Source organism: Nocardia asteroides (genome assembly GCA_019930625.1).
GTDB classification, from domain to species: domain Bacteria; phylum Actinomycetota; class Actinomycetes; order Mycobacteriales; family Mycobacteriaceae; genus Nocardia; species Nocardia sputi.
The window spans coordinates 3,956,418-3,969,517 of sequence record CP082844.1 but is presented as its reverse complement, the minus strand read 5'-3'; the positions used below and the strand labels follow the sequence as shown (position 1 = coordinate 3,969,517).

Genomic DNA, 13,100 nt, shown 5'->3' with positions numbered 1-13,100 from the left:
GGTAGGTTGCGGTGGAGCCGTCTCGATCGGAAAGGCGAACCGATGACACAGGTGACACCGGCACGACTGCTCGACGTCGCCTACGAGGAGGCACTGCGTGGACTCGCCGAAGGCGGGATCCCGGTGGGCGCCGCCCTGTTCGACGCGGGCGGAACGCTGCTCGGGCGCGGCCGCAACCGCCGGGTGCAGTCCGGCGATCCCAGCCTGCACGCCGAGACCGACGCCTTCCGCGCGGCGGGACGGCGGCGTGACTACCGCGCCACCGTCATGGTCACCACGCTCTCGCCGTGCTGGTATTGCAGCGGTCTGATCCGCCAGTTCGGCATCGGGTCGGTGGTGGTCGGGGAGTCGCGGACCTTCTCGGGCGGGCACGAGTGGCTGGCCGGGCACGGCGTCGCCGTCACCGTTCTGGAAGACCGGCGCTGCATCGATCTGATGACCCGATTCATCGCCGAGCATCCCGCGCTGTGGTACGAGGACATCGGCGTGGCCGACGATCTCGAGGCGTGACGGGGGCCGTCGGCCGAGCCAGGCGAGTCAGCGGAAGTACGGGTATTCCTGCACCCAATGGAATCCGCGGCTGCGCAAGGGGAAGTCGTCGAGCGCGACCGAGCTCAGCGCGACCGAGACCGGCTGCCCGGCGAGCGTGCCCGTCAAGGTCAGCCGCTCGGGTTGCGGCCGATCGAAACCGAAGCTGCCCAGGGGTTCCGGTGGTGCGCCCGCGGCTGTCGGCGGTGCGACCATGACCAGGGTGCGCGCCTCGGGATCGACCATGGCGAGCACCGGGATCAGTTGGCCGTCCATGCGCTGCACCGTGGCGACGTCCCGGTCGAACACCAGGCGCTGCCAGCGCAGTGCGTCGGTGGTCAGCGGCGGAAGCGGCTTGCCGTCCACACTGAATTCGGTGACCGCCCAGATGCCGTACAACGGAGGTTCCGGCCGTCCAGCACCCTGTTCGGTCCACTTCTCCCAGCCGCTGTACGCGTTCGAGAACAGCAGCCACACCCCGAGCGCGATCTGCGCGGCGACCGCGATCCGGTTGGCTCGTCGCGTGCCCAGCAGCGGCGGGATGACCGACGGTCCGGCGGGCCGGTTCAGCACCAGCACGTTCGCCAGGCGCCCGGCCTCCGGCGCCAGCAGTACCAGGCACAAAAGCATCAGGTGGAACGCCAAGATCTTCGCGGGCACGTCGTAGGTCATGTCGAGCACGAACACCTGCGTCGTGCACACCAGGCTCAGCATCGCTCCCAGCAAGGCGGTGCGCGGCACGAACAGCAGAACGCCGCCGAGCAATTCCGCGCAGCCGAGCAGGATCTCGTACTGCGGCGACACACCGATCTGGTTCCAGAGCACCGCCATCGGACTGAAATTCCCGTACGGCTCGAGCAGCCGGCTCAATGGTGTGGGCGGCATCTGGGTCGGGATGACCTTCGCCATGCCGTAGGCCACCATCTGCCCGGCCAGGCACAAGCGCACGAACAGCAGGAACCACGGTTGCGCGGCCCGGTAGTGCGGGCGGTCGCGGTCCAGCACGCTCCAGATCGCCGTTGCGAGCACCGCGACCACCAGGACGACGAATATCAGCACCCAGAAGTAGGCCTGGTCGCCGCTGATGGACGCCGTGTTCGCCGTGACGGACGCGCCGAACACCTGGGCCCCGGTCCACTCGACCACCGGGCGCAGAGCACGGGCGACGCCGTAGTTCACCCACTCCGGCAGCCATTCGCGCGCCAGTCCGAGGAACTCGGGGACGATCGTTGGATACACCAGGCAGAACAGCCCGAAGTACAGGACACCGAAGCGGAACGCCACTCGGGTCGCGCCGCGCCAGGGCCGGGCACCGGACTCCTCCGCGTCGGTGCCGGTGTCGGTCCGCTCGAGGATCGCTTCGGTCACGGCGGTCCCTCCAGTCCGAATTGATGCAGACCGAAGGTATCGAAAAGTGCGGCGCGCGCACGGGGTTTCGGCGGGATCGCCGTACCGGACTCACGGCCGCGGACCTCCGAGATCAGCGGAAGTACGGGTATTCCTGGACGAAGTGGAAGCCGCGGCTGCGCAGCGGGAAGGAATTCAGGTCCATCCGGTCGAGCGACAGCGTCACCGGCGTTCCGTTCAGGTCTCCGGTCAGCTCCAGCGTGTCCGCCGTGGGCCGGGCGAAGGTGAAGGCGCCCAAGCGGGACGGCGGCGAGTCCGGCGACTGTGGCGGCGCCGACAGCACGAGAGTGTGCGCGGCCTCGTCGATCTCGGCGACGACGGGCACGAACGAGTCGTCCATCTTCTGCACCGTCGTGCCCGGGCGGTCGAAGATCACCCGGCGCCAGCGGCTGTCGTCGGTGAGCAGCGGTGGCGCCGGATGCCCGTCCCTGGTGAACTCGCCGACGGTCCAGATGCCGTACAGCGCGGGCTTCGGCGCGCCGTCTCCCGCTTCGCGCCATGCCTCCCAGGTGATGAACACGGTGCCCAGCAGCACCCACAGTCCGAGGGCCACTTGCATCACCGCCGCGATCCGATTCGCGCGGCGGGAAGCGAACAACGCCGGCTGCGTGGCCGGCCCGGCCGGGCGGGACAGCACGAGCACGTCGGCCAGTCGCCCGGCTTGTGGCGCCAGCACGAGCACCGACAGCAGCAGCAAGTGGAACGACAGGATCTTCACCGGCACGTCGTAGGTCATGTTCAGCACGAAGACCTGCGCCATGCTCACCAGGCTGAGCAGCGCGCCGACCGTCGCGGTGCGTGGCACGAACAGCAGCAGGCCGCCGAGCACTTCGGCTGTGCCGAGCAGGATTTCGTACGCGGGCGCGGCGCCGACCTGGTTCCAGAGCACCGAGGCCGGGCTCATCGTCCCGTACGGTTGCAGCAGCGCGGTCAGCGACGGCGCGGGCATCTGCGACGGAACCGCTTTGGCCATACCGTAGAAGAGCATCTGGCCGCCCAGACACAGCCGGACGAACAGGACGAACCAGTTGCGCAGCGTCGTGTAGTCCCGGCGGCGTCGATCGAGGATCGACCAGACGAGAGTGATCACCACCGCCGCGACGAGTTCGCAGAAGATCAGCACCCAGATACCGGCCTGGTCGCCGCTGCCCGAGTCCTCGCGCAGGACGGCTTCGACACCGAAGACGTGCTCGCCGACCCAACCGACCAGCGGGCCCGTCGCGCGCATCTGCCACATGATCGCGGTATCCGGCAGCCACTTGCTCACGATTCCGGTGAACACGAACAAGATCTGCGCGAACACCACACAGAACAGCCCGAAGTAGGCGAAGACGAAGCGGAACGCGATCCGGGCCGGCAGGCTCCAGGGCCGCCGCTGGTCGCCGGCCGGAGCCTCGCCACTGCCGCCCTCGACGACATCCGTTCCGACCGTACTCACACCGCTCCCCTCGCCGACAACACTTTCCGCGAGCCGAACGTATCCGACCCGATCATGGGATGACCTCAGGGAAAACCCCGGATTTCCGGGTACGTCTTTCGGTCTACGTGCCTGCCCCACCGCCCGGCGCCCATGCCGCACCGGAATTCGTCACCGGTTCCGCCCCGCCGATAACTAGAACGCGTTACAGTCGCGTATCCCGGCGCATCGCGGGACGGTGCACCCGGGCCGCACGTGTCAGGAGGACACCATGACCGACGATCCGGACCCGGCGCAGCGACAGCAACTGACCGTCAGCGAACGCGACCTGGACACGCTGGCCGGCGACTTGGCGCGCTGGCTGGACACGAAGGTCTCCGCGGACGACCTGCCGCGCATCTCCGGGTTGTCACGTCCGCAGTCCGGCGGCATGTCCAGCACGACCATCCTGTTCGACGCCGAATGGAGCGCCGCGGCGCGGCCGGAGCGTGGGTCGTTCGTCGCGCGTATGGCGCCCGACGCGGGATCGTTTCCGGTGTTCCAGACCTACGACCTGCCCACGCAGTACCAGGTGATGGCGGGCGTGGCCGCGGCGACCGACGTGCCGGTGCCCGGCCTCTGCTGGCTGGAGAACGACGACGAACCGCTCGGCGCTCCGTTCTTCGTGATGCGCCGGGTCGACGGACGCGTGCCCTCGGACAACCCGCCGTACGTCTTCGTCGGCTGGCTGTTCGACGCCACTCCCGCCGAACGTCTCCGGCTCACGCACAACACGGTCGAGGTGATCGCCAAGATCCACGCCATCCCCGATCCCGCGGCGCTGTTCCCCGCGCTGAGCGGGCCGGGCGACGCGCTGCGCAGGCATGTCGCCGCGCAGCGCTCGTGGTACCGGTGGGGGCTCGCGGACGACGGATTCGCGATCCCGCTGATCGAGCGGAGTTTCGCCTGGCTCGACGAGCACTGGCCCGCGGACCCCGGCCCGGACGTGCTCAGCTGGGGCGACGCCCGGCCGGGCAACATCATCTACCGCGAATTCGAGCCCGTGGCGGTGCTGGACTGGGAGATGGCCGCGCTGGCGCCGCGCGAACTGGACCTGGGCTGGGTGATCTTCATCCACCGGTTCTTCCAGGATCTGGCCACCCGCTTCGGACAGCCCGGGCTCCCCGACTTCCTCCGCCGCGACGACGTGGTGTCGAGATACGAGGGGTTGACCGGGCACACGGTGCGTGATCTCGATTTCTACCTCGTCTACGCCGCGTTGCGGCACGCGATCGTGATGGCGCGGGTGAAGCGCAGGATGATCCACTTCGGCGAGGACAGCGACACTCCCGACCGCGACGACTACGTCATGCACCGGGCCGCTCTGGAAGCGTTGCTCGACGGAACCTACGAATGGGACTGACCATGCCTGTGCCTTTGGACGAGTACCCCATCCACCAGACCCCGCTCTCGCTGGCGCGGGTGGCCTCCAGCGATCGGAATTTCTACGACCGCAGCTACTTCAACGCCCACGACCGTGCCGGCGGCACCCTGCTGATCACCGGTTTCGGCGTGTATCCCAACCTCGGCGTGACCGACGCCTACGCCGCCGTCCGCCGCGGTGACGCGCTGCGGGCGGTGCGGTTCTCCGACGCGCTCGGCGACCGGAGCCTCGACCAGCGCGTCGGCGGCTACCGCGTCGAGGTGCTCGAGCCGCTGCGGCGCATCCGCGTGGTCTGCGACCACGACGATCTCGGCTTCGATCTCACCTGGACCGGCGCATTTCCCGCGGTTCAGGAACAACCGCATCTGATCCTCTCCGGCAACCGCCCGATCATCGACGCGTCCCGGTTCGCGCAGGTCGGCTCCTGGGCGGGCACACTGCACGTGGACGGCGACGACATACCGGTCGACCGGGCGGTGTGGACCGGAACGAGAGACCGTTCGTGGGGCATCCGCCCGGTCGGCGAGACCGAGCCGCCCGGACGCGCGGCCGCCGAACCCGCGGGCGGCTTCTGGTGGCTGTACGCGCCGCTGCGGTTCGAGGACTTCGCCGTCGTGGTCATCGTGCAGGAGGAGCCGGACGGCACGCGCACACTCAACGACGCGACCCGGGTCTGGCCCGACGGACGCACCGAGCAGCTCGGCTGGCCCCGCATCTCGATCGACTATCGTCCGGGCACAAGAATTCCCGTCGGTGCGCGATTGGAGCTGACCACGCCCGACGGCAAGCCCATCGAGATCGAGATCACCACCGGCACCGGCGTCCCGCTGCACGTGGGCTGCGGCTACGGCGGCGATCCCGACTGGCAGCACGGCCAGTGGAAAGGCCGGGACTGGTCCTCCTCCAGCCGCTACGACCTCACCGACCCGGCGGTGGCCGCCCGCACCCCCTTCGGCGTGATCGACCACGTCGCCCACGCCCGCTGCGGCGACGCGGAGGGCTGGGGCCTGTTCGAACACGCCAGCATCGGCCGCCACGACCCCACCGGCTTCGCCGACTGGGGCTCGGTCGCACCCTGAACCACCGGCGTCCGCCGCGCTGTGACTTCGGTGGTTGTTCCCGGTCGATCGTAAGATCTATCCGTGGTGCAGCGCCGCCGCCAGCACCACGCCCCGCACAACGCGTTTGGGCAGCACCAGCGGCCCACCGTCAGAAGCCAGCAGGGCAGCGGCTTCGGCGACACTCGCCGTCCCCACGGCCGAGCGCGTCCGGCTTCCTGGATTGGGCACGACGACCGCGGACAGTTCAGCGGCGGAATAAGACCGCAGCGGTACCCCCAGCTCGGCGGCGACCGCGCGCAAGCCGGGCTCGGCGCCGCGCTGAGCGAGCGTGGCCAGACACGCGATCCGGTGATCGCCCGCCGCCTCGCGCAATGCGGCACGGATCGTGCCGGCCGGTGTGCGCGGCCGCAACCCGATGCCGACGACGAACTCAGCCGAGAGCACGAGAACTCGCGAATTCCGCGGCGGCGGTGACGAATCGAGCTACCGCTTCGGGATATCCGGCCGGGTGCGTATGCAGATATGACGCGTGCACATTCCGGACCAGCGCCCCTTCCCGCGCAGGCTCTCCCGTCGCGCCGCGCCAGCCCCACGCCGGATCCCGTGGCGGCTCGGAGACCAGTCGCGTGCGGTGGAATTCATGTCCACGAACGCGTTCCCCTGCCCGCCACAACGGCGAGTCGGCCAACGCGACGGCGTCCCGGTAACCGAGTGTCAGGCGCGGCCCGAACGCGGCGTCGGCGTCCACCACCCCGGCCATCGGGTGCCCGTCCAGCGACCGGGTCAGATACAACAGTCCGGCGCATTCGGCGTGCACCGGCATGCCGTGCCGGACGGCGTCGGCCACCCCCCGCAGCAGACCGGAGTTCGCGGCCAGCTCCGCGGCGTGCTCCTCGGGAAAACCGCCCGGAAGCACCAGTCCGGCGGCGCCGGTGGGCAATTCGTCGTGCAGCGGATCGAACACCGCCACGTGCGCTCCCGCCGCCACCAGCAGCTCACGATGTTCGGCATAACCGAACGTGAAGGCCGGGCCACCGGCCATGGCGATCAGGGGCCCGTCCCGCCCGGCGAGCGGATCACGAACGCTTTCGTCGGCGGGCCGTGACGCACCGCCAGGCAGCGTCCCGGCGGTCCCGCACGAGTCACCGCCGAGGAGCGTCGCGACGCGCGTATCCGAATCAGCGAGGAGCGGCCCGGTGGATGCATCGTGGCTGCCTTCCGGACCACGCACGGCGGTGGCGGGATCCCACGCGGGCCCGGTGACCGACGAGCGAGCGAGTGCCGCGATGGCGGACAGGTCCACGTGCGCGGCGACCAGGTCGGTCATCGCCGCCACCGCCGCCGTCGCGGCCGAACCGTGTTCCACGGCCGGAATCAGGCCCAGATGCCGGGAGGGGACCTCCAGTTCGGCCAGGCGCGGCAGCGACCCGAGCACCGGCAGCCCGACCCGATCGCAGGCCGCGCGCAGCACCTGGTCGTGCCGCTCGCTGCCGACCCGGTTCAAGATCACCCCACCCAGCCGGACGCCGCTGTCGAAGGTGGCGAATCCGTGCAACAGCGCCGCCAGGCTCTGGCTGTGGCCGCGCGCGTCCACCACCAGCACCACCGGGGCGCCGAGCAGGCCCGCGACCTGCGCCGTCGATCCCTCGGCCGCCGGGCCGGAGTACCGCTCATCGATCCGGCCGTCGAACAGCCCCATCACGCCCTCGACCACCGCCAGATCGCATCCCCGCGCGCCGTGCCGGTACAGCGGGGCGACACGATCCGCATCCACCAACACCGGATCCAGGTTTCTCCCCGGCCGCCCCGCCGCCAACCCGTGATACCCCGGATCGATGTAATCCGGCCCCACTTTGAACGGCGCCACCCGATGCCCCACCCGCCGCAGCGCCCCCACCAACCCGGTCGCAACGGTCGTCTTCCCGCTCCCCGACGCCGGCGCCGCCACCACCACGGCCCTCATCCCCGCCCCCGCTGCGCGAGTGGCACTCCACCGTGGCGGCATCCGGCGACTCGCCCCGGCGATGTGCCACTCGGCGGGGAGGGTGGGACGGCTACCATTCGATGCCTCGCTGGCCTTTGCGGCCCGCGTCCATGGGGTGTTTGAGTTTGGTCATTTCCGTTACCAGGTCGGCGGCTTCGAGCAGTGGTTGCGGGGCGTCGCGGCCGGTGATGACGACGTGCTGGTTGCCGGGGCGGTCGCGGAGGGTGTCGACGACTTCGGTGACGTCCACCCAGCCCCATTTCAGGGGATAGGTGAATTCGTCGAGGACGTAGAAGCGGTGCTGCTGAGCCCGCAGGCGGCGGGCGATCTCCTGCCAACCGGCCAGGGCGGCCGCTGCATGGTCGGACTCGTCGCCCTGCTTGCGGGTCCAGGACCAGCCCTCGCCCATCTTGTGCCACTCGACCGGCCCGCCCGCTCCGGTCTGCTCGTGCAGCGTGCCGAGGGCACGGAAGGCCGCCTCCTCCCCCACTTTCCACTTGGCGCTTTTCACGAACTGGAACACCGCGACGTCGAAGCCTTGGTTCCAGGCCCGCAACGCCATCCCGAACGCCGCGGTCGACTTGCCTTTACCCGGCCCGGTGTGCACCGCGAGCACCGGCTGATTGCGCCGCTGCCGCGTGGTCAGCCCGTCGTCGGGAACGGTCTCCGGAACACCCTTGGGCATCGAATCTCCTTAGCTTGTCCTCGGATCACCACGATCCGATCCGCACTCGACTCCGCGTCCAGACAGCGAGCGCACGGGTTTCCCCGTCCGGCGCCGGTGTCGGGCCATTGCCGGGCACGCCGTCGCGAGACATCCGCGCGGAGCCGGCGCCGCCGACCGGGCGGATCGCGCAGTCCCCGGCGAGAAGCCGAGCGGCGCGCGCCGTTCGACGGCGACTCTCCCGGTTGCTCAAGCCGCCCGCACCGAGGTACCGCTCGGGGACCAGGAACTCGCCCGGACGAGGTCCGCGACCGAATCGCCGGTGAGCTCGGCCAGCTTCAGATAGTTTCCCCGCAGGTCACGGGCCAGATCCGCGGCAAGGCCGAGGCGGATCATGCCGCGTTCGCAGTCGACCACGATCGAGGTGACCGCGTCCCTGGCGAGCAATGCCGCGGCGGCTCGGGCGCGGGGAACCGGATCGACGCCGCCGGTGGCGCGACCGTCGGTGAGCAGCACCAGCATCGGCCTGCGGCGCGGATCGCGCACACGCTCGCGCAGCACGACCTCGCGTGCCTTGACCAAGCCCGCGGCCAACGGCGTCTTCCCGCCCGTGCGCATCCCGGACAACCGGCGCACCGCGATGTCGACCGACGACGTGGGCGGCAGCACGAGTTCGGCCTGCGCGCCGCGCACGGTGACGACGGCGACCTTGTCGCGGCGCTGGTAGGCGTCCCGCAGCAGGGTGACCACCGCGCCGGTGACGGCCGACAGCCGGTCGCGGGCGGCCATGGAACCGGACGCGTCGACCACGAAGACGACCAGGTTGCCTTCTCGCCCTTCCCGATACGCGCCACGCAGATCGGCGGCGGCCAGCCGCAACGGCCCGTCGCCGCGGCCACGGGAACGTTGATGCGGCGCGGCCGCGAAGACAGTGCCGAGCAGATGCAGGCCCGAAGAGGTATCGGCTCTGGAGCGCACCACTCGCCCGTGCCGCGATTCCGCGCGGGAGCGGCGCCCGGGAGCGCCTTCGCCGACGCCGGGAACCTCCCACCGTGGTGTCCGCGCGGCGGCGGAAACCGGTGCGCCGCTGCGTCCTTCACGCGCTCCTCCGCCCGGCCCCTCGGGCGGGGACGGGTCTTCGGGGCCACCGTCCGGGTCGTCGCCGGAAGTGCCGCCCGAATCCGCGTCGTCGGCTGTCGCGCCGTCCGGCTCCCCGGCATCCTGGGGCGTCCGGTCCGGCTCGGCCGTCTGCTCGGCGCGCTGCGCCTGCGCCGCGGCGTCACGCATGGCGTCGTCCAGCTGCTGCTCGCTGATGCCGGGCTCGTCGAACGGATCGCGCCTGCGCCGGTGCGGCAACGCCAGTTCGGCGGCCACCCGTACGTCGTCCTCGGTCACCGCGTCGGCGCCGCGCCAGGCGGCATGCGCGGTCGCGGCGCGTGCGACGACCAGATCGGCGCGCATCCCGTCGACGTCGAACGCGGCGCACAGCGCGGCGATCCGGCGCAGTTCCACGTCGTCGAGCGTCACTGCGCCCACCCGGTCGCGGGCGGCGAGGATTCTTTCGGCCACCTCGTGGTCGGCCTCGGCGTACCGGGCCGCGAAACCGGCCGGGTCGGCCTCGTAGTCCAGCCTGCGGCGCACCACGGCCATGCGCACGTCCACATCCCGCGAGGCGACCACGTCGACGGTCAGCCCGAACCGGTCCAGCAGCTGCGGACGCAGTTCGCCTTCCTCCGGGTTCATGGTGCCGACCAGCACGAAACGCGCCGGATGCGAGTGTGAGACGCCGTCGCGTTCGATGTGCACCCGGCCCATCGCCGCGGCGTCCAGCAGCACGTCCACCAGATGGTCGTGCAGCAGGTTGACCTCGTCCACGTAGAGCACCCCGTGATGGGCGGCGGCCAGCAGACCGGGACGGAAGGCCTGCTCCCCGTCGCGCAGCACCCGTTCCAGGTCCAGCGAGCCGACCACGCGATCCTCGGTCGCGCCCACCGGCAACTCCACCAGCCGGGCGGGCCGCGCCCCGGTCTCGTCCACCACCGGCGGCAGCAGCTGGGCCAGCGCGCGCACCACGGTCGACTTCGCGGTGCCCTTCTCGCCGCGCACGAGGACGCCGCCGATCCCCGGATGCACCGCGCAGAGGATCAACGCCAGTTGCAGCCGTTCCTGCCCGACCACCGCCGAGAAGGGGAATCCCACCTCACCGTCCGCTCCGGAACGCGTGCGGCTGTGCTGGTCGGACGTCGGCACTGTTTCGGCATGGGACACGGACACGCCCCAACTCTAAGCGCGCCGCCTCACCCGTCCGCCAGTGCCCTTCGATTCAGAACCGATGCGGACAGGCCGCCGAAAACGCCGCACCCGCCCCGGAGATGCCCGGAGCGGGTGCGAACGGCGGTGGGACGACAATCACTCCCCGCCCCTGCGCATGGGCACATGGGGGATGCCGTCCTCTTCGAATTCCGGCCCGTCGACCTTGAAGCCGTGCTTGGTGTACAGGTCGATCAGGTAGCTCTGGGCGCTCAGCCGGACCGTGGCCGAACCGGCCTCGGCCAGCGCCGCCTGCAGCAGTCGCGTGGTGTATCCGTGCCCACGGGCGGGCGCCGCGGTGCAGAGCCTGCCGATGCGGAAGCTCTTCACCCCGTCCCGGTGCTCCTCACACAGCCGCAGCGTGGCGATGACCTCACCCTCGTCGTCGAGCCAGAAGTGCCTGGTCTCGGGAAGCAGGTCCTTGCCGTCCAGTTCGGGATAGGCGCACTTCTGTTCGACGACGAAGACTTCGACGCGAAGTTTCAACAGCTGGTAGAGCGTCGCGGTATCGAGATCCTGCGCCCAGGAGCGTTTCAGAGCAACCGTTGACATCATCGCGCCTTGCTATCACAACTCAGGCGTTCGCCGCGACCCCTGTGTGCCGAGGCGTGTTGTCACCGCCGTCGACGAGGTTGAGCGCTTTGGAGGTCCAATCCCACACTTCGTGGAACAGAGCGGGGTTGTCGGAGAGCTTCACGCCCAGCGAAGGCACCATCTCCTTCAGCTTCGGCGTCCACTCGGCGTACTCCTGCGGGAAGCAGCGCTGCAAGACGTCCAGCATGGCGGTGACGCAGGTGGAGGCGCCCGGGGAGGCGCCGAGCAGCCCGGCGATCGTGCCGTCCTGGGCGGCGATCACGGCGGTGCCGAACTCGAGCACGCCGCCCACGCCCTTGCGGCGGATCACCTGCACGCGCTGGCCCGCGGTGATCAGCTCCCAGTCCTTGCCCGCGGCCCGCGGGATGAACTCCGACAGCGTGGTCACCTTGCCGGTCTCGGACTTCAGCAGCTCGCTGATCAGGTACTTGGTGAGACCGAGCTCGGTGACGCCGACGCCGAGCAGCGAGAAGATGTTGTTCGGCCGCACCGACTTGAACAGGTCGGTGTTCTTGCCGTCCTTGAGAAATTTCGGCGTCCAGCCGGCGTACGGGCCGAACAGCAGGCCGGGCTTGCCCTTGATCACGCGCGTGTCCAGGTGCGGCACCGACATCGGCGGAGCGCCGACCGCGGCCTTGCCGTACACCTTGGCCTCGTGCTGGTGGATCAGCGCCGGGTTGACGCAGCGGAAGAACTGACCGCTGACCGGGAACCCGCCGAATCCCTTGGCCTCCTTGATGTTCGCCTTCTGCAGCAGCGGCAGCGCGCCGCCGCCCGCGCCGACGAACACGAATTTGCTGATCAGCCTGCGGGTTTGGCGGGTGCGGACGTTGCGCACGGTGATCAGCCAGGATCCGTCGGACTGCTTGGACAGGTCGCGCACCTCGTGCCCGAAGGCCAAGTCCACGCCGGAGGCGCCGAGATAGGCCAGCAGTTCCTGGGTGAGCGCGCCGAAATCGATGTCGGTGCCGCCGTCGGTCCAGTTCAGCGCGATCGGGTCGGAGAAGTCGCGCCCACGCGCCATCAGCGGCAGGCGCCGGGTGAACTCGTCGGGGCTGTCGATGTACTCCATGCCCTCGAACAGCGGGTGCGGGGCCAGCGCTTCGTACCGCTTGCGCAGGTAGTCCACGTTGTCGGCGCCGTGCACGAAGCTGACGTGCGGGATCGGGTTGATGAAGGCGGATGGATCGGCGAGGATGCCGTTCTCCACGCCGTAGGACCAGAACTGGCGGGAGACCTGGAAGCGCTCGTTGATGTCGACGGCCTTGGTGATGTCCACCGAGCCGTCGGGCTGCTGCGGGCTGTAGTTCAGTTCGCAGAGGGCGGAGTGCCCGGTGCCCGCGTTGTTCCACGGATCGCTGCTCTCCGCGGCGGCGGCGTCGAGCCGCTCGAACAGGGAGATCGACCAGTCCGGCTGCAGCTGCCGCAGCAGCGCGCCGAGAGTGGCACTCATGATTCCGGCACCGATGAGTACTACATCGGTCTTTTCAGTCATGGCAGCGTTCGGCACGGGTAGATCGACTTCCTTGTCCTTCTGCGCGGGTCCACCGGCGGGTGGACCAGCCTGGGCACGGTGTGGTTGTGGCTCGGTTCCGGCGTCCACCGGCCCCGAACGGCATGGCGGGAATTAGGTTACCCGCCGTTCACCTAAGCCCAATTGTGCACCTCACCACGCTGCGGCCCGGTAGCGAGCCCGAGGAATGTGCCGAATG

11 protein-coding genes are annotated in these 13,100 nt (G+C 70.0%); 3 read left to right on the top strand and 8 right to left on the bottom strand.

Going from position 1 to position 13,100, the window contains the following annotated elements:
• Positions 1-66: 66 nt before the first annotated feature.
• Complete coding sequence (locus K8O92_18210) at positions 67-510, top strand: nucleoside deaminase (protein UAK35782.1); 444 nt, start codon at positions 67-69, stop codon at positions 508-510.
• A gap of 27 nt (positions 511-537) precedes the next feature.
• On the opposite strand, the gene K8O92_18205 is transcribed toward K8O92_18210, so the two are convergent.
• Positions 538-1,812 (bottom strand): DoxX family protein, encoded by a 1,275-nt coding sequence (locus K8O92_18205; GenBank protein ID UAK35781.1) that lies wholly within the window; start codon positions 1,810-1,812, stop codon positions 538-540.
• Between the two features lie 196 nt (positions 1,813-2,008).
• A complete protein-coding gene (locus K8O92_18200) occupies positions 2,009-3,295 on the bottom strand; it encodes a DoxX family protein (GenBank protein ID UAK35780.1) in 1,287 nt (428 codons plus the stop codon).
• A gap of 328 nt (positions 3,296-3,623) precedes the next feature.
• On the opposite strand from K8O92_18200, the gene K8O92_18195 reads away from it, so the two are divergent.
• A complete protein-coding gene (locus K8O92_18195) occupies positions 3,624-4,754 on the top strand; it encodes a phosphotransferase family protein (protein ID UAK29921.1) in 1,131 nt (376 codons plus the stop codon).
• Positions 4,755-4,756: 2 nt separating this feature from the next.
• On the top strand, positions 4,757-5,854 hold the full coding sequence (locus K8O92_18190) for a hypothetical protein (protein ID UAK29920.1): 1,098 nt from the start codon (positions 4,757-4,759) through the stop codon (positions 5,852-5,854).
• Positions 5,855-5,911: 57 nt separating this feature from the next.
• Here the strand turns inward: K8O92_18190 and K8O92_18185 are convergent, their stop codons facing one another.
• From K8O92_18185 to mqo, 6 genes are all read right to left on the bottom strand, one after another.
• Entirely contained in the window at positions 5,912-6,280 is a 369-nt protein-coding gene (locus tag K8O92_18185; protein ID UAK29919.1) for a cobalamin biosynthesis protein, read from the bottom strand.
• Positions 6,267-7,799: a cobyrinate a,c-diamide synthase gene (locus K8O92_18180; GenBank protein UAK29918.1), complete on the bottom strand. Its 1,533-nt coding sequence runs from the start codon at positions 7,797-7,799 to the stop codon at positions 6,267-6,269. Before K8O92_18180 ends, K8O92_18185 begins: the two co-directional genes overlap by 14 nt.
• 91 nt (positions 7,800-7,890) lie before the next feature.
• A complete protein-coding gene (gene cobO / locus K8O92_18175; protein UAK29917.1) occupies positions 7,891-8,505 on the bottom strand; it encodes a cob(I)yrinic acid a,c-diamide adenosyltransferase in 615 nt (204 codons plus the stop codon).
• A 228-nt stretch (positions 8,506-8,733) separates the two neighbouring features.
• Positions 8,734-10,758, bottom strand: coding sequence for a magnesium chelatase subunit D family protein (locus K8O92_18170; GenBank protein ID UAK29916.1), 2,025 nt, complete (start codon positions 10,756-10,758; stop codon positions 8,734-8,736).
• Positions 10,759-10,893: 135 nt separating this feature from the next.
• On the bottom strand, positions 10,894-11,349 hold the full coding sequence (locus K8O92_18165) for a GNAT family N-acetyltransferase (GenBank protein ID UAK29915.1): 456 nt from the start codon (positions 11,347-11,349) through the stop codon (positions 10,894-10,896).
• A 19-nt stretch (positions 11,350-11,368) separates the two neighbouring features.
• Positions 11,369-12,883 carry a malate dehydrogenase (quinone) gene (mqo, locus tag K8O92_18160; GenBank protein UAK29914.1) on the bottom strand — a complete coding sequence of 505 codons (1,515 nt, stop codon included), beginning with the start codon at positions 12,881-12,883 and terminating at the stop codon, positions 11,369-11,371.
• Positions 12,884-13,100: the final 217 nt, after the last annotated feature.